This is a genomic window from Streptosporangium sp. NPDC001681 (assembly GCF_040298085.1).
GTDB lineage: Bacteria > Actinomycetota > Actinomycetes > Streptosporangiales > Streptosporangiaceae > Streptosporangium.
In genome coordinates this window covers 1-18,875 of record NZ_JBEOZN010000111.1, presented here as the reverse complement: position 1 = coordinate 18,875, position 18,875 = coordinate 1, and the positions used below count along the sequence as shown (strand labels likewise).

The window sequence follows — 18,875 nt, the reverse complement described above, 5'->3', positions numbered from 1 at the left end:
AGGGCTCAAAGGATCGGGACCAGATCGGGACCGACGACGTGCCCCTGATGGAGGTCGGGTTCGTTCTGGTCGTGCCGAAAGTGCCCGGCGTACCAGACGACGACGTTGGTGGCGCTGACGCTCTCGCCGTTGACGAAGCGGTTCAGCATCGCCCGGTTGTCGGAGCCGGGGTTGCCGTCGTAGAGCTCGGCCGGGTGGTGGCGCAGGAACCACAGGTCGGCGACACCGTAGGGGTCTGCGGTGTTGTCGTGCTCACCGGGGTGTATGCGCCACCCCCGGCCGCTGGTCTTGTCGGTGACCTGCCAGAACAGTGCGGGAGGACGCCTTCTTCTGGCGACCTCCCGCACGATCGTCACCGGCTGGGGCACGGTCGAGCCGGTGTCGTCGAACTGCTCGATCACGTCGTTGGCCGAGCCCTCCACGTCGAAGTCGAAACGCCAGTAGACGTGGTGGCGGTGGCGCATGCAGGTACGCGGGTTGCGCACCCCGGCGAAGCCGAAGCGCGGCCTGATCGTGCCCTCGTCGCTCAGGCGCCACTCCGAGGCGTAGCGGTACCAGCCGGCCGCCAGCTCGCTGACGATGCGCAGCTCACCGCCCGTGTGATGGAAGGCCACGCCCTGGAAGTTGCCGGCGTCGTTGTCGCCCCGCTCCAAGATGGTGCGCGGAGGCTCCGAGCAGATCCGCCACCCCCAGCCCACCGGGTCGGTGCCGGTGGCGGAGAAACGGGTCTCCTGGTTCTGCCAGTCGCGGTAGGTGACGCCGTCCTCCTCGTACTGGACGTTGAGGATCGGCACGTGCGCCTGGCGCAGCACGAGCCTGCCCCGGTAGCGCACCTGCCTCAGCTCGACCCCGGAGCCGTCGCCGGGGTCGGCCGGCGAGGAGGCCCGGGGCCGCACCACGACCATGCTCCACAGCTCGGTGCCGCCGTCGACGACGCGCAGCCGCACCTGGTCGGGGCCGCCCCGGTCGCGCAGGCTCTCCACCCCCACCGGCAGGTGCGACTCACAGTCGCCGGGGTGCATCGCGACACTGACACCGGCGGGGGACCAGTCGACGTCGCCGGCGGCGATGTCCACGGCCACGATGCGGTGCCTGGTCTCCCCCGAGGGGTGGTAGATGCCCAGGGTGGGGCGGCGGGTGGTGGTGCCGTCGGGGTTGTCCAGATCGGCCAGGGGCGGCATGGGCTGGTAGATCAGCACGTCGTCTCCGGCGGGGAAGCGCTCCTCGGCCCGCAGGATCGCCGCCGCGGCCCGCAGCTCCTCGGGGCGCGGGTTGGGCCGGTAGGCACTGGGCAGCACCTGCGCCCCCTCGGGCCGGTCCAGAGTGCCGCGCAGCTCGACCCCCCGGTTGGAGACCGGATCGAACACCGCTGCCCGAAACGAGGCGCTCTCATCTGGATCGTGGCCGAGCGCCACCGCCGGGCCCACGATCAGCCCTGCGGCGTCGGCGACCCGCAGCTGCTCGCGCACGGCGGGGTGCGCCGCGGCCACTTCGCGTACCCGCTCGGCGGCAAGCTCCGCCCGGCCGATCGCCTCGATGATCACCTGTACGGTCATGCCGGCCTCCCCGTCGTGACGTCCACCGGCCGTCCCACCCCCGGCATACGGCGCCTCCCCGTCATACCGTCCCGATGCGGCGCTGGGAAGACCCAAGATCGCGGAAACCGTCCGCGCCGCCGGGGACCCCGGCCCGGCAACGGCCCTGCGTCCGCACGGTGTGCTCCAGGCACCGGTGGCGGAGCCGTTCGTCAACCGGCGGGCGGGCGTGGACTTCGACCGGCTCAAGGCGATCGACAACCCGCCGGCGGCCAGAGCGACGACAGCACGGTGCCGGTGCGAGGCCCCCGTGACCTCGCCGCCGCGGCGCCCCGGCTCGGCCGGCCGCTGCGCCATGAGGAGTTCCCGGACGCCGAACACACCCGCGTCCTCGACCGACCGGCCCTCGCGCCCGCACAGGTCACCGCGAGTGACCTCGGCCGTCCTCAGCCACGGTCGAGCCGGATGGCGATGTCGAAGACCTGGCGGTTGGCGGGAAAGGCGCCGTAGTTGTAGTTGACGGCGCCGGTGAGCAGGTTGATGCCGTAGAACCCGTAGCGGCCGGCGACCTTCAGCGCGGCGAAGGCGCTGTTGGAGACGGTGACCCCGTCGCGCAGCGAGCTGTAGACGTCGAAGCCCGCCGCGCCGCTCGCGGCCACCCGCAGGCTGCCGGTCTGCACCAGGGTGCCCGCCCCCGCGGGCGACTGCAGGCTCACCTGGCCGGTGACGGTGTTCACGCCGAAGAGCGTCGTGGCGGTGTCCGGGCTGAGGTCGTTGTTGGTGTATCCGGCACCCGACACACCGGTCGCGACCGTTCCCACCACGGCAGGCGGGACGGGCGGGAGGGTCAGCGTACGGTCGGCCACGGTCTGCCCGGCGGCCGGGCCGCCCGTGGGGTCGTCGAGGTTGTGCCGCAGGTTCTGCCCGGTGTCGCTGATCACACGCAGCCGGTTGGCCGCGGGACTGAAGTCGACACCGAAGTGGTAGCCCCTCAGCGCCACGGTCAGCTGGGAGACCTTGACCGCCTTGGCCGGGCCGCTGAGCGTGTAGACGCCGCCCCGGTCTCCGACGCCGTACAGTCTGCCGTTCTGCACGCGGTAGTCGATGCCCACCAGCCGGGTGTCGCCGTCGAGCCCGCGGATCCTGCCCAGATCACGCGTGCGGCCGGGGGAGCGGATCGCAAAGCCCACCAGACGCTGGTCGCCGGTCAGCCCGATGACGTCGATGCCGGGCCGACCGGCGGCCGGCGGGGCCGCGGCGCCGGCCGTCGCCACCGTGCCCAGCACCATCATCAGGGCGGTGAGTGTCCTTCGCATGTGCCTCTCCTTCGCAGCCGGGTGCCGTGAGCCCCGGACTTCGGCGGCAAAGCCGTTACGGATCGGAGAGACTCCATCACACACGGTGCCCGTCTGGCTCGCGAAGAGGGGAGGAGACACCGGCGTGTCCGCGATTCACCTCGCCCGCCCGTGTACCGGGCCCGGCGAAACCGGCGAAACCTCGCATCCGGCGGTCCCGGTACACGAGGCGGGCGGGGGTGGGGGCGAATCCGAGACCGGCCGCCCGGGGCAGCCGTCGCCGGGTGAGCCCGGCTTGGAGCCGAAGGTCGGCTGCGGCACAATACCCGCCATGAACACCCCTCCGGCGTCCCCCACTCCCGGCAGCGTGCTGGAGGCCGTGCTCGAACGCACCTTTGGACAACATGTAACGTTCCGGCGTGCTTGTCCTCCCCGTCTCCCCTGGCCGTGTCCTGCTCCCAGCCATCGGCTACATCCGCGTCTCCATGCTCCGCGAGGAGCAGATCTCCCCAGCGATCCAACGCGCCGCGATTGAAGGATGTGCCGCCCGACTCGGCTACCGCATCGTCGCCTGGATCGAAGACCTCGACGTGTCCGGCCGGACATTTCAGCGCAAGATCATGGGCGCCATCTCCGCCGTCGAGCTGGGCGACGTCAAGGCGATCTTCGTTTGGAAGTACAGCCGGTTCGGGCGTAACCGCGCGGGCAACCAGCTCAACCTCGTGCGGGTCGAGTCCGCAGGCGGACAGCTCATCTCCGCCACCGAAGAAGTGGACGCCAGCACTGCGGTAGGCAAGCTGACGCGCGGGATGCTGATGGAGATCGCCGCCTTCGAGTCCGACCGCGCCGGCGAGCAGTGGGCGGAGGCTTTCCAGAACCGTCTACTGCGTGGCCTGCCCCCGCTGGGCGGCGAGTACTTCGGTTACGTGCGCAGGGGTCGTCAGCGGCACCCGTTGTATGCGGACAGAACCATTGCGAATCCTGCCGATGGCCAGGAGCGCTACGAGCCGGATTGGCAAAGTGGGGTGCCGGACTTACTGGAAGAACTGTTCCTGTCTTTTCTTTCAGGCAGGGGGTACTACCCGCTCACCGAGTCCCTCCACAAGCGCGGCATCCTCACGCTTATTGGTGGGCGTTGGAAAGATAGCGCATTGCGTCGGACGATGAATAGCGGCTTCGCGGCCGGTTTCATTGGAGTTCATGACATTGAATGCATGTGTGGAAGGCCGAGCCGCTGCTTTAAGCGGACATATTTTCCTGGCGCGCATGAAGCTGTGATCGACCATGAAACATGGTCGGCGTATCTGGATTTCACAGCTGCTAAGGCCGCACTTCCACGAAGATCTCGGCAAGCGGTTTATCCGCTGTCAGGTCTGATCAAGTGCGGATATTGCCAGGGGGGAATGCACGTGTCCAGGCCGAACGCCAGGCAGGGGTACATCTGCGGGTGGCGTGCACGGCGAGAGGATGTCCCGTGTGGTACGCGATTCGCTTACGTTGACGTTGTTGAAGCCGTAGTGCTCGACATCATCGGCGAGTGGGGGCCCGAGATCGAAGCGGCCGCCCAGCAGGCCGCCATAGCGGGACCGCGTAAGCCGAAGGGGCAGCGGGAGCAGGAGGTAGAGCGGCTTCAGCGTGAGCGGGAGCGTGTTGATCGTGACTTGGACCGGCAGACGGACCTGGTATCTCGGGGTGTCCTTCCCGAGGATGCCTACATTCGTTCACGCGATCGGCTGATTGAGGAACGTGACACGATCGATGCCGCTTTGGCCGAGTTGATCGACCCCCCTTCTGCTGTGAATCCGGCGGATTACGTGGATGTCATGGTGGGGCTTGAGCGGGAGTGGCCGACTCTCACCGTCGAGGAGAAGAACGCGACTTTGATGGCGTTCGTGTCGAAGGTGGAGCTTTTCCGGAAGGACCAACGTACGGCGTGGGTGGTGCTGCACTCGAAGTGGGGGGAGACGCGGCAGAAAATGCTGCCCACCAGGGGTGATGCTACGCATTGCAAAAATGGGCACCCGTATGACGATGATGAGTCCTACGAGGGGTCGGTGAAGGGCCGCCACTGCCGACAGTGCAAGAGGGAAAAGGCTGCCGCTAGGAGTCGCAATAAAAAGCGGGTTCCGGCGGAGGCGTTGACCATCTTTGAGTAATCGCGGTTCGGTCAGCGTATGAGGCGTTGAGGTAAGTGGGGCGGCGTTGACGTCCATTACCAACACGTAGAGTATCGCTTTTGTGACATTTTGTTACACTTGTTGATCTTCTTCGCGTGTCTCGAATGTGCAGACCTGACGCGATAAGGTGTAAATAGTGCGTCAACTGCGTCAATCGCGTCACGGGGATTCGGTCTTGCGTGGCGCGCCCGCTTCGACAGCCCCGACCCGCATCTAGCAACTCCACCCCCAGGAGCCGCCCGAAAGCAAAAAGCGCCCCCCAGATCGGGGAGCGCCGGACACAACATCGCCCTCGGCATTACCTACCCCTCGTGATCGGCTCCTAGGTTTGGCCGCCGTGCGAGCTGATCGAGCGGTGGGAACGCCTCAACGTACTTGGAGCCGACAATATCACCTCGCCAAGCGTCGAGCCTTTCGCGCCCAAAAATTGACGGATCAGCGCGCTGGCTAGACGTTCCCCGGAATCACGACACTGCGGCAAGCAGCCACTTCCAGATCCCCCGCGCCCTGCTGTACAGCCCCGACCACAGCGGCCTCGCCGTGGCCGTCTGGTGCCTGTACGAAACTCTCGAAGCCCCCGATCTGCTCGGCGGCCGGAAGCCTGCACGCGCGCGACGCTCATGGAGTGCCGAGCACCTCGGCACCACCGAACGCACACTCGATCGCGCCCGCACTCAGCTCCTCACCAAAACGGCCAGCGGGCTGTGGCTCGTCCGCGAGGTGCGTGGCCGCAAACGCTCAGCACTTCACCGTGTGCTCGGCCGGCCCCGCGAAACCGGCGCACCCTACGCCGCGGTGCCCGCCTGGACGCTGGACCTTGTCCATGCTGGAACGGGGCGGCCTGAAGGGTCGGTGTCGCCGGACACCTGGCGCACCTACGCCGTCCTGGTCGACCGTCTCGACCTGCAAGGGCACGACCTGACCGTTGCCCGCCTGGGGGAGTGGCTGAGCGGCTCGGCCGACACCGCGCGCCGTCGCCTACACGAGCTGGAAATGGCTGGGTGGGCGGTGGTGCGGCGGACCTCGGGGCGGTGGATGCATGTGCGCGTCATCTACTACAAGGACCTGGTGGGAGTTACCGAACGAGGAGAGGGCGAGGAGGTGACCCCTTGCGAATCTGGGGAGGCACCCCTTGCAGATCTGTCTACTCACCCCCTCGCAGATCTGACGAGTCACCCCCTTGCAAATCTGTCGACTCCATATGAGACACCTTCAGAGGATTCACCCTCAAAGAACACACCCTCAGAGGACGATCTTTCTCCTCTCGCCGTAGGCGACTACCTCGCCGTACGCGTGAACGCGCGTACGGCTGACGCCGAGAGGAAGATCAACGAAGGGGGAGTGCGTGCAGCCCCTCGACAGGCCGAGCCCAGACCCAAGGGCGCGCCGAGCGTCATGGCCCTGCTCCCTCTCGACTGGCAGGCCCGCATGACCGCTGTGGAAATCGAAAGGGTCACAAGCGCCATCGAGGACGAGATGAGCGCCGGCCGCACCGTCGGGGACATGAAAGCCCGCATCCATCGTCGCCTGCCCCACTGGCGTGGTCGTGAGGTCCGTCGTCCTGTCGCTGCTGCCCTGACCGTGGTTCGGCGCGGCTACGACTGTCCGCACCTGGCCTGCGAAGACCACGTGCTGCCGTCCGGTTACCCCTGCGGCGCCTGCGCGGAGATCGGCACGCAGATCAACCGGGCGCGACGATCCGCGTCGTGACTATTCGGGTTGGCGCGCTTCGATGCGTCCGACGCGTCGGAGCGCGTTTGCGTTCTCTTTTCGCGTTATGTGTGCGCGTCTCAGTTGTACGGAGAGAGTGTTTCAGGATGCGTCAGGCGTGATCGGTCGTGCGCGCGTCACGCTTCCTTAGAGAGCGTTTCAGCGCTTCACCTGCAGTGATCTTGCTGGTTCCTTGAAGGTATATATCGGTCTGGTGAACTGATATGATCAGAGGAGTACCACGCAAGATCGCAAACCTCCTACCAGCGCAAACACCCCCGGAGACACAGTGACCGCCACGCTCATCACCTCCGACACCGTCCCCCTCCCCGCCGACATGGCTTTCGACGCATTCACGTGGGGCGCCACCACCACCTACACGCTGGACGCCATCGCCTGGAGCGCCACCAGCTACGTCATGAACGTGACCGGCACCCCTGCCACCGCCGAAGACTGGAACTCCACCCTCCAGACCGTCAACGACCGCATCCGCAGGGACGCCAGAGACGTGGCCGCCGACTACGTCGACGAGGACGGCGGAACCTACGACGACCTCGACTATCGGCAGTCCAGCCTCGTCATCGCAACCGCGATCCTCGCTGCCTCTGAAATCATCGCCAACCGATAGCGGTACCGCTACCGACGCCAACCAGCACCGGCCCTCCGAGCACATCGCTCGGGGGGCCGACCACATTAAGGAGCACCACCAGTGACCACCGCACCCAAGTTCGTCATTCCGCTCCGGATTCCGGGAGTGAACAACACGCGCCGGAAGTTCGTCGTCATCGACGACAACAGTGACCTGACCTGCTACTGCGGCAACACTCCCTCGTACTCCGGGTTCCGCGAGGTCACCCCTGACGGCGTCTGGACCGACCCCGACGAGGACTGGATGGGCCACTACGAGTGCAGCGCTCTCAGCTGCGGCGCAAAGATCGACAGCTGGGCTGCGGTCAGCACTGAACCAATCGCCTTCGCCAACCAGCTGCTGACCGGCCTGCGCATCGTCGCTCACTCCACCAGCACCGGCGCCCAGCCCGCGTACGCCGAGATCCACACCCACCTCAAGAACGCGCTCGCCGCCCTGCTCGGCGCGCAGTCGATGGAGCCGACCGAGGCCGACGTGGCGATCGACTACGCACTCAGCACCGGCCTGCCGATCGAGCAGGCCGTCTTCAACGCAGGCGGCCACCTCTAACCACTGACCAGCTCACCCCGCCGCTACCGGCCCCGCGAACACCACGGTTCGCGGGGCCGCTCACATCTAAGGAACCGAATGCACACCGACATCACCATCCCTTCCCCCACCGACATGGCGCAGGACGCGCAGGACGCCGGAGCCACCACCACGCAGATCCTCGCCGCCGTCGCCTGGTCCGCGACCAGCCACCTCCTCATCAACTACGCCCCCACCCCCACGCTGGAGGAATGGATCACTGAACTCCAGTACGTGACCTCCCACGTCCTCGGCCCGGCGCGATTCGTCTCCTCCAGCTGCGACCCTGACGAGGACTTCAGCTTCGACGACCTCGACCACGAATCGGCCGCCGAAGCCATCGGAGCGGCAATCCACTCCGCCCACACGGTCGGCTTCTAGTAGCGGAACCGCTACCAAAAATCCAGCATCGGCCCCGCGATCCACGGTTCGCGGGGCCGACTCGTTCAAGGAGACCGATGTACACGAACATCCTGCCCACCACCACCGACGCTGCCGCTGCCTGCCAGAGCGCACCTGGTGGCACCCCCACCAAGATCCTCGACACCATCGCCTGGTTCCACAACGCCAACAGCGTGTGGAACGAGGAGGAGTTCGCCGACCTCCTCGCCGAGGTGCGCGACGCCGCCGCGTTCATCTACGACGACCTCGCCTCGGAGATCAAGCGCGAGACCGGCGTCGACCGCTACCCCTACGAGACCGCGAAGTTCAACGACATCACCGCCGAAGACCTGCCCCGTTTCATCAGCGGAGTCCTCGGCTACTACGGCGACGAGCCGCAGGTCGACACCAAGCCCGCCGGGCCGGCCGGGAAGCTCATGGGAAACCGTGACGCCACGATCGCCGAGCACCTGCTGACCGTGCTGCGCCTGTCCAACGCCTCCACCACGCGCGGCGTGCCCGAACAGACGGACGGCGTGTTCGGTTACGCCTATGAGGCGATGATCCGGCTGCTGCGCACCGCGCAGTGGCCCCGCGCGATGACCGCCGAGGCGATCATTCACGCCATCGAAGAGGACTGCACGATGCGCGAGGCCCTGCTCGCCTGCCAGACGGGCCGGTGACCGGCATGACCACCGCAACCGCGACCGTCACCGACGCCCAGGCCGAGCAGGTCCGCAAGGCCATCGCCATCGCCTTCGACGCCCACCCTGACTATGAGCCGACCCTGATGGAAGAGGGCTGGGACGACCGGACCGGCCGGGTCATCGACTGGGTGAACTGCCACTTCGAGTGGTCCTACTACGTGCCTGACGGCGGCATCGACTGGGAGAGCGGCCACGAATTCCCGCCGATCACCCTGCCGGACGGGGTGCGGATCGAAGCGATCAACCACTACAGCATCGCCGTCTACCCCGCCTGAACATGCCAATGGCCGGGCCCGCCACAGGCCCGGCCACCACCAGCACCAACAACCAGTCAGTCAGCCCGCCACGTTTGCCCCATGGCGAAGAACCAGACGACTCCGATGGTAACGCACGTAACCCCCGCAAAACGGCGCACGGAAAGGGAGACCATGCAACAACTCATTGACGCTACCCGCACGTACCGAATCGCACTGCCCCAAGAGAACTGGTTCGAGACGTGCAACGTCGCCGACCCGCGCCACGTGGCGAGGCTGATCCGGGTGGCCGGCCGGAGCGGCCTGCACATCGAGGTCACTCCGGTCACCGCGCTCCGCGTCGCCAACGCCTGCTCCTGGTGCCGCGCCCGGCCGCGCGCCTGGGAGCACGACTGCGACGGCCCTTACGAGCGTGCCGTCTGCGACAACGACCAGTGCCGGGAGGCGCGACGCCGCGCCTACGAAGGCGAAATCGCCTACCCCTCGTACCACTGAAGGAGATGACCCAGTGAAGAAGTGGTTCACCGATAACGGCGTTGAGATCGCCCCTGACCTGCGGGTGTTCACCTACGACTGGTGTTGGGGCGTGGTGGTCACCACAGCCGAGGACATGCAGGCCGAACACTTCGACGGCTGGTTCCACGTCCGATGGGAGGACGGCGAACGCGTCTCCCTCTACAACGGCGAGCGCCTGACCACCGTCCCGCCCCGCAAGTTCGCCTAGCTGCTGACGATCGGGTCCGAAATCCCGGGGAGTCAGACCCTGGTCACCTCAGCTAGAGGGCCACGGAAAGGAACCACATGCCCAGCATCGGCCGCAACTACCCCGACGACGACTTCTATGACGACGACCTCTATTACGCCGACGACAGCACCGACATGGACGGCTTCGGCAACTGCTACTCCGACGCCGACCCCGGCCTGTAAAGGACCCACGACCATGCCGTACCAGCCCAACCGCACCGCCGCTCAGATCGTCCAGCGGCTCGTCAGGGACGGGTTCACCGTCAAAGTCCCCGACGAGCCGCACCGCAGCATCTACACGCTGGTCCTCGACCGGGGCCTGCACTTCGGCACCCTCCACATCAGCGCCGCCAAGGGGCGAGCGCTGCGGATCTCCATCACCTGGCAGCTGACCAACAAGACCAGGAAGGCCGAAGGCGCGCGAGCGATCATCGGCCTGCTCAACAACCTCCCGAAGGAGGGCTGAATGCAACGCCGCGACGTGCTTCTCGCCACCCCCAGCCTCGACGCGAACGCCTACCTGCGGATCTGCCGCACCATGCTGCACGTGCAGCGGGCCAAGGACGACGCGAACGCCGCACTCGACGACAACGCCCCGAACCGGTCGGTCTGGTACAGCGGCCACTACGAGGCGGCCTCCGTCGTCGAAGCGCAGGCCGAACGCGACATGGATGCCAAATGGGAGGTCGCGCTCCTGCACTACCGCGTGGCCAGCAAGCAGAACCAGGCCGTCGCCGAGCGGGCCGACACCGAGGTTGAAACCATGTTCGAGGAGTACTTCCGGAACCGGGCCGCCGCCGAGCGGGCCGCCGAAGCAGCCGAGGCCGAGGGCTACTTCCGGAGGATCCGATGAACCTCCCCCTGCCACCGCCGAGCCGCACGATCATCATGACCAGAGCGCTCCTCGGCGGCTGGTCGGTCAACACCCGCACGAACCCGGACGGCAGCAGCACGGTGATGCTGTCGCGAGACGACTGGCGTATCGCCGTCACGTTCAGCGGCTCCATCCCGACCGAGGTCATGATCCAGCGGCCCGGCGGCAGCGCCCCGTGGGAACTGGACGTGAACGACCTGTCCCGGTACCTGCGCGGCCACCGCAACCGGATGTCGGCCTACCGGATCGGAGACCGCGTCGTCGTCGGAGACCGGCCCGGTCTCGTCGCCGCGATCACCCCCGAGGACGACCTGCGGGTCCGGTTGACCGTCGCCTACGACGACGGCACCGAAGGCCAGCCCTACACCACCCACGTCCAGCGCGAAGGAGTCGCCGCATGAGCGCCGTCATCGAATACGACCCCATGCGGGGCGACCGGGGAAATCTGCGGCTGCTCGTCGACGGCCGCCTCGTGGAGAAAGGCATCTACCACAACCTGCCCGAGCGCGAAGCCGGGGCGTGGGAACTGACCATCACCGACCCGGACGGGAAGCCCATCGACGAGTACCGCGGCAGCCGCTACACGGCGCCGATGTCGGTCCTGCGTGAGCGGCTCCGCGAGGTCCACGGCGTCGCCTCCGACGACATCACAGAGCGGTCCACCGCCAACCACTCGATGTGAGCGGTTCCGCTACCGACATCCAACCAGAAAAGGAACCGTGCATGACCACCACCCACGCGCCTCTGCGTAACGGGCCGCTGCTGGCGGCCGCCATCGCCTCCATCGAGGGCGCCGTCGTCCTCCGGGAACAGATCGCTACCGGCGCCGTCACCCCCGACCCCGACGTGCCGATCACCCTGTGGGACCAAAGAAGCTGGCGTAACGACTTCTACGGGTTCGACCGGTGCGGTACCACGCAGTGCCTCGCTGGGTGGGTCGCGGAACTGGGCGGCGCCAAATGGCTCGTCACCTTCACCCCGGACGGGCCGATGCTGGGCGGGCGGCGCATCGATGTCTCCTACACCGAACTGCGCCGCCTGGCGGAGTACGTGATGGCCGAGCCCGACGACCCCGAGCAGTGGGTCATCGAGGTCCTCGGCGACCGGGTCATCCCCGTGCAAATCAAGGCGATGCGCTACCTCGCGCTCAGCCCCATGATCGTCCGCAACCCGGACGGCACGATCAACCGCGACGTCCACCACGACGTTTTCCTCGGCCACCAGACGCTGAACGACATCCGCGACTGGTACGCCCGGCTGTACCCCGCCAGCTGACCCACCCCCTCACGTGCTGGCCCCGCCCATGCGGGGCCAGCGCGTCAGTAGCGGAACCGCTACTAATGGAAAGGCTCCAACCTGATGGCCCGCACCACCACCACCGCCACCAGCAAGACCAAGCGCAAGCGCCGCCCCGTCACCGAAGCGCAGAAAGCCAGATCAGCCGAAAGCAGGGCCGCGGCCAACGAACTCCTCAACGGCTACGCCCACCTCCTGCTGATCGACCCCGCCGAGCTCAACGTCTTCCTCGCAATGGCCGCGAGCATCGGCGTGAGAGACGTGGACGACACGGACTCCACCGGCTACTCCCTGCGGAACATCATGCTGCTGGCCGCACAGCGTCGCCCCATCAGCCACTGCGGCGGCGTCGAGTACTGGAACTCGCTCGGCCGGATGGTCCGCAAGGGCGAGAAGTCCCTAGCGACGTTCCGCCGCATCGGCGGCAAGTCGAAGGAGAAGACGTCCGAGGAGAAGAAACTCGCCGCTGAAGGCTGGCAGACGGTCGAGAAGAACAAGCCCGGCTACTACGTCAAGGCGGGCACGTTCGACGTCCGGCAGACCCGCCCGACCGAAACGTGCCCCTCCTGCGGCACCACCCCGGCTGACGAGGACGACCGCACCACCATGTGCCCCAGCACGTGCGAGATGTTCGCACTGCGGCCCGGCCCGATCCTCGCGGGCGCCGACGTGATCAGCCTCGCGGAGAGCCTCCTCGAAGACGCCGAGGACGAGGCAGACGCGTGATGGCCAAGAAGCGCCGCCGTCCCGGCGAAGTGCAGATGGACCTGTTCTCCGAGGTCCAGGAAGAAGCCACACCGCCGAAGAAGCCCGCCGGCCTGGCCATGGCGGTCGCAACGCCCCAGAGCGTCGCACCGCCGCCCATCTGCGAGACACCTCCGACGCTGAACACCGAACCGGTCAGTCCCCCCGAGAAGTCCACGCCGAGGCCCCGGCCGCGCATCACACCTGTATCGCCCGGCAAGCTCGCCGAACGCGTCGAAGAGGCGTGGTATAGCCACTACGGCGGCCACGACATCGACATTCCCGTTGGCGTCGTCGCAGCGCTCACCCTCGTACGGCAAGGCCGACCCGACCGGGCCGTCCCTGGAGCAGCAGATCCTCGGCCTCGACGGGCCTGAACTCATCAGCGTGCTCCGGAGAATCTGGGGCGCGCAATGGCTGAACCAGCCATACCTGATCGAGATCGCGCGGCCCCTACACGACTGGCTCGAACAGGACGAGGAACCATCCGTCGACGTCGTCAAAGCCGCCCGCGCGGTCGCCCAGGCCGCCATCAAATCCGGGCTGCTGTCCATCACCGGCAACCCCGATCCGCAGTGGCGATGCCAGGAAGACGTTCTCGGCGCCGTCCTCACCACACTGCGCTCAAAGGGCGGCCGCGATGCCCTCGCGGAGTTCCACACCCCGACCCCCGTCGCGGACATGATGGCGAAAATGCTGCTCACGCCCGACAGCATCAAGCCTGGCATGTCCTTCGACGAGCCCGCAGCAGGTACGGGCGGCATGCTCCGCGCCCTCGCGCTCGCATTGCGAGAACACGACCGCAACCCGCACGACTACGTGTGGTCGATGGGGGAGCTGAACCCCACCGCCGCGGCGTGCGCAGCGGTCAACGCGATCGTGTGGGACCTCGGGCCGAACGTGCTCATCCACGTTGGCAACACCCTTGCTGTTGGTGACGGGCCCGCTCGAGCGGCTGAGCACCGCAAGGCGGTGCTGGAACACCACGACCGGGTCATGGGCGTGACCGCCATGGCTGTAGCGGTCAGGCAGGCCCAGGCCCTGCTCGAACAGGTATCCGCCGCAGCGTAAAGGACGAGCCCGTGCCTATCGGGCTCGCCCTTCCAGCACATCGTACGGCCCCGCCCCCGCCTGTGTGGGCGGGGCCTCCCCTCATGCAAAAAGGAGGCTGCTGTGGCATACCGCCACGACAGCGATGTTGTTTCTCTCACCGACTGGTTCTGTGGCGCTGGCGGGTCCTCGCAGGGAGCCCACGCCGTGCCCAACGTCGACGTGACGCTCGCCGCGAACCATTGGGACCTGGCTCTCAAGACTCACCGTTCCAACTTCCCGAACACCCGCCACGAGGAAGGCGACATCCGTGAGGCCCCGGTCTACGACTGGCCCAAGACGCTGATCCACTGGGCTTCGACGGAATGCACCAAATGGTCGATCGCCCGAGGTAAGAAGCAAGACTTTCGAAACTCCCGCCAGGGCAAGCTGTTCGACTTCGACAAGACCGAAGAAGAACGCGAGCAAGAGGATCTCGACGAGGAGAGCCGCGCGCTGACCTCGCAGGTCGCCGACTACATCGAAGGCGTCTACTCGCGCCGCCGGTCGCAGTACGACATCGTGCTCTGCGGCGTCATGGAGAACGTCCTCGACGAGTACGACTGGGACGGCTTCCCCGACTTCCGGCGCCGCTTCCACCGCATGGGCTACAAGACCCGAGCCTTCGGCATCAACTCGATGCACGCCCAGCCGGTCCGCACCCTCGCTGCACCTCAGTCACGTGACCGGCTGTACCTCGCTTACTGGCACGAATGCCTCGGCCGTGACCCCGACTTCGACAAGTGGCTCCGGCCGCAGGCGTATTGCCAGAACTGCGACCAGATGGTGCCCGCAATCTCGTCGTACAAGAGGCCGGGCGTCGAGGCCGGGAAGTACCGGGTTCAGTACGTGTGGCGTTGCCCGAACTCCTCGTGTCGGAGGGCGGTTGATCCTCCTGCGCTGCCCGCCTGGGAGGCGATCGACTTCACCCTTCCCACCAGGGAGATCGGCGACGGGAAGCCCGGCAAGAATTTCCGGCCGTATGCTCCGTCGACCGTGGGCCGCATTCAGGCCGGGATCGATAAGTACTGGGTGCCGCTGCTGGTCCCGACCGGCGGCACCTGGCGGACGGACGCGACGCCCCTGACGGCACCGATGCCTACACGGACCACCCGCGAGAACGACGGCTTGGCCGTTCCGCCGCTGCTCGTGCCTACTGAGGGACGAGAGGGTAAGGTCGCGTCCCCGTCGACAGCCCCAGGGCGCACGCAGACGACGCGGCGCGAGACCGGCGTGGCCTTCCCCCCGGAGCCGTTCCTGACCCTGCTGCGCTCGGGCCAACCGAGCAAGACTGACCCGCTGGCCACGGACGTGGCGAACGGCAGCAACCACGGCCTCGCCGTACCGCCGTCGTTCATCGTTCCGATGCGCGGCGGAGGCGACAAGGAGAGGGCCCGCTCCATCGACGGCCCGCTGCACACCGTCACCGCAGGTGGAAACCACCACTACCTCGCTACGGCCCCTCAGCCACTGATGGTGCCGTACTACACGAACGGCACCGCCAAGCCCGTGTCACAGCCGGTCGGCACGCTCACCACGCTCGACAGGTACGGCGTAGCCACACCCCCGCCTGCCCCCATCGACATCAACAAGGTGGGGTTCCGCATGCTCGAACCCTTCGAGATCGGCCGAGGGATGGCGTTCCAGACTGGCTACGTCGTCCACGGAGACAAGCGCGCCCAGGTGAAGCAGTACGGCAACGCCGTCACTCCGCCCGTGGCCGAGGTGCTGGTATCGGCGCTGGTCGAGTGCATCACTGGCGAGGCGCTGGAGCGCCACCTTGTCGTCGGCTGACGTGCTGAGACCGCCGTTGTACCTGACGCCACCGAGCACCCCACGGATCCGCGCGGAGATGTGCGTGGGCCGGCTCGGCGTCATCATCACCCCGGCGCAGGGCAACCGCATCCCCGACAAGGGCATGGTCGGCGTCGACAACGGCGTCTTCACCGGCCACTACCCGGGCGATAAGGCGTTCCTGGAGTGGCTGCGCTGGCTCCGCGACCAGTTCGACATCGCACGACGTTGCCTGTTCGTCGCCGCCCCCGACGTGGTCGGCGACGCGCAGGCAACCGAGCTGCTGGCCCGCCCGATGTTGGAGAAGATCCGCAACCTCGGATTCCCGGCCGCGCTCGTCGCCCAGGACCACATGGAGCGCAGCACCTGGGATCCGTGGGATGAGGCGGACTGCTTGTTCGTCGGCGGGTCAACGGCGTGGAAGCTGTCGCCCGCCGCGGCGAACCTCTGCCGGGTCGCGTCATCGCTGTGGAAACACGTCCACGTCGGCCGGGTCAACTCCCTGCGCCGCTACCTGCACGCCGCGCACGTCATGGAAGCCGACTCCATTGACGGCACCTACCTCACCTACGGCCCCGACAAACTCCTACCCGTCGTTCTGAGCTGGCGAGAAAAGGTCCTCACCTCGCCCGCTCTGTTCGGCCTCGAAGGCCTCGATCCGTGGGACGGCGGCTACCTTCTCACCTCGCCCAGGCCGCCGGCCGCCGCTCCGCCGCTGGCGCACCTGCACGCCCAGCTTGACCTCTTCGACGCCCTGTCATGAAAGGAACCACCGTGTCCCCCATCAACCCCTTGATCTGCCTGCAGTGCCTCAGGCCGATGCAGTACCGCGTGCCACAGCTTTTGCCGTACCTGATCGAGCAGGCTACGGACCAGTCCGGGTTCATCCAGTTCGCCGTCCGCTCGGGTCTCGACCAGTCCGTCATCGCCGAGGCCGAGGAGGACGCAGCCCACGACTGGAACCGGCTGATCGACGCGCTCGCCGAGGCGTGGCCCAGCACGCCCATGGAGGTCATCCAGACCCAAGCCGCCGCGTTCGTCGCGGCGACCCCCGCCTTCGGGGCCAGTTGACGGCGACGAGATCCGAGGAATGATCGTCAGCCATTCGCAGAGAAGGCCGCAATGAGAAGCAGAGCTGAACGGGTCCAACTGGTGGAGCGCCTCCGGGTGCTCTGCTTCAAGCAGGGCCACTCCGTGAAGAACGCATCCCAGATAATCGGCGTGGACGAGCGCACCGGCTACCGGTACGCCCGCGAGATCGAAGGCGGAGAGCGGAAGCCCAACCGGTACGCCGAACTACGCCCGCTGATCCTGGCGCACCTGAGCCGATACCCCACGTCGTGGTTCTCGCGATCGGAACTTATCCGCGTGCTGCCCACCCCAGGTCTCGGTAGCGAGTCCTTGACGGCGACGCTGCGGCGCATGAAAGACGACGGGGAAGTCCGCTCACGGCGCACCCTGCGCGAAGACCAGCACGTCGCACCCCAGTGGGTCACCCGCTGGAGCCTCGCACGGGAGGACCAGTGAGCATCGCGAAGCTCGCCGTGCGCCTGGCCGCATGGGAGGAACTGGCCCGGCGTAGCGGGTCGGAGCACGAGCGCGCCGCCGCCCAGGACCGAGCCGACGCGATCAGCAGGAGGCTATGGCGTGAGAAGGCCACCGCACCGTACGTGTGGAAAACGTTCGAGGTCACCGGCTCGGGCGGGCACGGCAAAGCCCGGTACAAAGCCCTGATCGGGATCGTGAAGGCGTACGGCTGCATCCTGTCGATCTACGGCCCCGGTGCATCCCCGCGCATGGCGTGGGGCGACTACTGGCTCCGCTACGCCGGCCACGGCGATCTCGTCGAGCAGGTCGCCGCGGCGTTGCCCGAGCTGCTGGAGGAGATCGAGGAGGCCGCCAAGGCCGCCGTCAAGGTGTACGGGGCCTACCTCAAGACGCTGCCCGACACCGATCACGACCCGGCGTGGCGGCCCAGCATGCGCCGTAAGTTCCGCCGGGAGTACATGGAGGTGTACGGCAAAGAGCTCGCGCTGAGAATTCTCATCCGAGATGGCGAGTACGTCCCCATGCAGGTGACCAGCAGGCCATACAGCGCCGTGGCGGCCGCCATCGGAGATGCTTCCCGCGCTGACCTGCGGGGTTTCTTGCCCAGCGGCAGCGGCTACATCGCTGATCCGCACGAGCGGGCTCGCTTCGTCACCATCCACGCGCCGGATTACATCCGTCCTGTCCCATAAAAGCCTCAATAGGGGGTTACGGCCCGGCTGTCCGGGCCGTACCTTCAACATCAACACGAACTAGGGGAGATCATGAACAAGAAGGAACTCGTCGGGGCCGTCGCGCAGAAGCTCGGCGTGAGGACCCCCGAAGCGGCCAAGGTCGTGAACGTCGTGCTGGGCGTCATCGAGGAGACCACCGCCTCCGGCGAGGCGGTGAACATCAAGAACTTCGGCAAGTTCGACCTGAACCACAAGCCCGCCCGCGAGGTGCGCGTCCCCAGCACTGAGGAGCGCAAGGAGGTCGAGGAGTCATGGACGCCGAGGTGGCGTCCCGGCGCCGGCTTCACTGGCCTGGCCCGCGAGGCGCAGCAGAAGAAGTAGCGCGGCGACAACCCCTCATGAGGCGATCCGAGAAAGACGCGCGGCTGGCCGAGCTGTACGACCAGGTGCCCGATGTTGCCTGCAAAGGGCTGTGTCATCACTCCTGCACGGTGATCCCGCTGGGCCCACGTGAAGGGCAGCGTGCCCGCGAGGCGGGGTTCCGCCTTCCGCACTGGGAGGACGCAGCCGACCGGATGCTCAAAGGCGAGAACGTCATCTGTCCGGCGCTGTCGGCCGAGGGCCGGTGCCAGGTGCGTGAGGTTCGCCCGATGATCTGCCGCTTGTATGGCGCAGCTGAGGGTCTGACGTGCCCTCACGGGTGCGAGCCCGAAGGCGGCCTCCTGTCGGCTGCCGAAGGATGGCGGCTGAGAGACGCGGTTCTAGAGCTGTAGCACGACGAAGAAACGACGGGGGGGGGCCCCACCGTGCGCGCCCCGTGTTGTGGGAACGGGGAGG

The 18,875-nt window shown here is 67.1% G+C and carries 26 protein-coding genes; 24 read left to right on the top strand and 2 right to left on the bottom strand.

Annotated features, from left to right (window positions below; genetic code table 11):
* Nucleotides 1–5 precede the first annotated feature (5 nt).
* Both ABT130_RS36055 and ABT130_RS36050 read right to left on the bottom strand, forming a co-directional pair.
* On the bottom strand, nt 6–1,556 hold the full coding sequence (locus ABT130_RS36055; protein WP_350963273.1) for a hypothetical protein: 1,551 nt from the start codon (nt 1,554–1,556) through the stop codon (nt 6–8).
* Nucleotides 1,557–1,981: 425 nt separating this feature from the next.
* The gene (locus tag ABT130_RS36050; RefSeq protein ID WP_350929818.1) at nt 1,982–2,851 is read right to left on the bottom strand and encodes a DUF4394 domain-containing protein; all 870 of its coding nucleotides are present in this window, start codon (nt 2,849–2,851) and stop codon (nt 1,982–1,984) included.
* A 398-nt stretch (nt 2,852–3,249) separates the two neighbouring features.
* On the opposite strand from ABT130_RS36050, the gene ABT130_RS36045 reads away from it, so the two are divergent.
* The 24 genes from ABT130_RS36045 (at nt 3,250) to ABT130_RS35930 (ending at nt 18,419) form a co-directional block, all read left to right on the top strand.
* The gene (locus ABT130_RS36045) at nt 3,250–4,986 is read left to right on the top strand and encodes a recombinase family protein (RefSeq protein WP_350963271.1); all 1,737 of its coding nucleotides are present in this window, start codon (nt 3,250–3,252) and stop codon (nt 4,984–4,986) included.
* A 561-nt stretch (nt 4,987–5,547) separates the two neighbouring features.
* Nucleotides 5,548–6,717: a hypothetical protein gene (locus ABT130_RS36040; RefSeq protein ID WP_350963269.1), complete on the top strand. Its 1,170-nt coding sequence runs from the start codon at nt 5,548–5,550 to the stop codon at nt 6,715–6,717.
* 289 nt (nt 6,718–7,006) lie between these two features.
* Nucleotides 7,007–7,345 (top strand): hypothetical protein, encoded by a 339-nt coding sequence (locus ABT130_RS36035; RefSeq protein WP_350963267.1) that lies wholly within the window; start codon nt 7,007–7,009, stop codon nt 7,343–7,345.
* An 81-nt stretch (nt 7,346–7,426) separates the two neighbouring features.
* Nucleotides 7,427–7,915, top strand: coding sequence for a hypothetical protein (locus ABT130_RS36030; protein WP_350963265.1), 489 nt, complete (start codon nt 7,427–7,429; stop codon nt 7,913–7,915).
* Nucleotides 7,916–7,993: 78 nt separating this feature from the next.
* Entirely contained in the window at nt 7,994–8,314 is a 321-nt protein-coding gene (locus tag ABT130_RS36025; RefSeq protein WP_350963263.1) for a hypothetical protein, read from the top strand.
* A 77-nt stretch (nt 8,315–8,391) separates the two neighbouring features.
* The gene (locus tag ABT130_RS36020) at nt 8,392–8,997 is read left to right on the top strand and encodes a hypothetical protein (protein ID WP_350963261.1); all 606 of its coding nucleotides are present in this window, start codon (nt 8,392–8,394) and stop codon (nt 8,995–8,997) included.
* A 5-nt stretch (nt 8,998–9,002) separates the two neighbouring features.
* The gene (locus tag ABT130_RS36015; RefSeq protein ID WP_350963259.1) at nt 9,003–9,296 is read left to right on the top strand and encodes a hypothetical protein; all 294 of its coding nucleotides are present in this window, start codon (nt 9,003–9,005) and stop codon (nt 9,294–9,296) included.
* 153 nt (nt 9,297–9,449) lie between these two features.
* Nucleotides 9,450–9,770: a hypothetical protein gene (locus ABT130_RS36010; protein WP_350963257.1), complete on the top strand. Its 321-nt coding sequence runs from the start codon at nt 9,450–9,452 to the stop codon at nt 9,768–9,770.
* A gap of 13 nt (nt 9,771–9,783) precedes the next feature.
* The gene (locus ABT130_RS36005) at nt 9,784–9,999 is read left to right on the top strand and encodes a hypothetical protein (protein WP_350963255.1); all 216 of its coding nucleotides are present in this window, start codon (nt 9,784–9,786) and stop codon (nt 9,997–9,999) included.
* A gap of 77 nt (nt 10,000–10,076) precedes the next feature.
* Nucleotides 10,077–10,202 carry a hypothetical protein gene (locus ABT130_RS36000; protein ID WP_350963253.1) on the top strand — a complete coding sequence of 42 codons (126 nt, stop codon included), beginning with the start codon at nt 10,077–10,079 and terminating at the stop codon, nt 10,200–10,202.
* Nucleotides 10,203–10,215: 13 nt separating this feature from the next.
* Nucleotides 10,216–10,485, top strand: a complete 270-nt coding sequence (locus tag ABT130_RS35995; protein ID WP_350963251.1) for a hypothetical protein — start codon at nt 10,216–10,218, stop codon at nt 10,483–10,485.
* The gene (locus ABT130_RS35990) at nt 10,486–10,872 is read left to right on the top strand and encodes a hypothetical protein (protein ID WP_350963249.1); all 387 of its coding nucleotides are present in this window, start codon (nt 10,486–10,488) and stop codon (nt 10,870–10,872) included.
* Nucleotides 10,869–11,294 carry a hypothetical protein gene (locus ABT130_RS35985; protein WP_350963247.1) on the top strand — a complete coding sequence of 142 codons (426 nt, stop codon included), beginning with the start codon at nt 10,869–10,871 and terminating at the stop codon, nt 11,292–11,294. The genes ABT130_RS35990 and ABT130_RS35985 overlap by 4 nt, the downstream gene beginning before the upstream one ends.
* On the top strand, nt 11,291–11,575 hold the full coding sequence (locus tag ABT130_RS35980; RefSeq protein ID WP_350963244.1) for a hypothetical protein: 285 nt from the start codon (nt 11,291–11,293) through the stop codon (nt 11,573–11,575). The genes ABT130_RS35985 and ABT130_RS35980 overlap by 4 nt, the downstream gene beginning before the upstream one ends.
* 41 nt (nt 11,576–11,616) lie before the next feature.
* Nucleotides 11,617–12,168 carry a hypothetical protein gene (locus ABT130_RS35975; RefSeq protein WP_350963241.1) on the top strand — a complete coding sequence of 184 codons (552 nt, stop codon included), beginning with the start codon at nt 11,617–11,619 and terminating at the stop codon, nt 12,166–12,168.
* A gap of 84 nt (nt 12,169–12,252) precedes the next feature.
* Entirely contained in the window at nt 12,253–12,915 is a 663-nt protein-coding gene (locus ABT130_RS35970) for a hypothetical protein (protein ID WP_350963239.1), read from the top strand.
* The gene (locus ABT130_RS35965; protein ID WP_350963236.1) at nt 12,915–13,310 is read left to right on the top strand and encodes a hypothetical protein; all 396 of its coding nucleotides are present in this window, start codon (nt 12,915–12,917) and stop codon (nt 13,308–13,310) included. Before ABT130_RS35970 ends, ABT130_RS35965 begins: the two co-directional genes overlap by 1 nt.
* Nucleotides 13,219–14,004: an N-6 DNA methylase gene (locus ABT130_RS35960; RefSeq protein WP_350963233.1), complete on the top strand. Its 786-nt coding sequence runs from the start codon at nt 13,219–13,221 to the stop codon at nt 14,002–14,004. Before ABT130_RS35965 ends, ABT130_RS35960 begins: the two co-directional genes overlap by 92 nt.
* 102 nt (nt 14,005–14,106) lie before the next feature.
* Nucleotides 14,107–15,816 carry a DNA cytosine methyltransferase gene (locus ABT130_RS35955; protein ID WP_350963230.1) on the top strand — a complete coding sequence of 570 codons (1,710 nt, stop codon included), beginning with the start codon at nt 14,107–14,109 and terminating at the stop codon, nt 15,814–15,816.
* Nucleotides 15,803–16,579, top strand: a complete 777-nt coding sequence (locus ABT130_RS35950) for a hypothetical protein (RefSeq protein WP_350963227.1) — start codon at nt 15,803–15,805, stop codon at nt 16,577–16,579. The genes ABT130_RS35955 and ABT130_RS35950 overlap by 14 nt, the downstream gene beginning before the upstream one ends.
* An 11-nt stretch (nt 16,580–16,590) precedes the next feature.
* On the top strand, nt 16,591–16,887 hold the full coding sequence (locus ABT130_RS35945) for a hypothetical protein (protein ID WP_350963224.1): 297 nt from the start codon (nt 16,591–16,593) through the stop codon (nt 16,885–16,887).
* A 51-nt stretch (nt 16,888–16,938) separates the two neighbouring features.
* A complete protein-coding gene (locus tag ABT130_RS35940; protein WP_350963221.1) occupies nt 16,939–17,343 on the top strand; it encodes a hypothetical protein in 405 nt (134 codons plus the stop codon).
* On the top strand, nt 17,340–18,056 hold the full coding sequence (locus tag ABT130_RS35935; protein WP_350963219.1) for a hypothetical protein: 717 nt from the start codon (nt 17,340–17,342) through the stop codon (nt 18,054–18,056). The genes ABT130_RS35940 and ABT130_RS35935 overlap by 4 nt, the downstream gene beginning before the upstream one ends.
* 72 nt (nt 18,057–18,128) lie before the next feature.
* A complete protein-coding gene (locus ABT130_RS35930; protein ID WP_350963217.1) occupies nt 18,129–18,419 on the top strand; it encodes an HU family DNA-binding protein in 291 nt (96 codons plus the stop codon).
* The last annotated feature ends 456 nt before the right edge of the window (nt 18,420–18,875 follow it).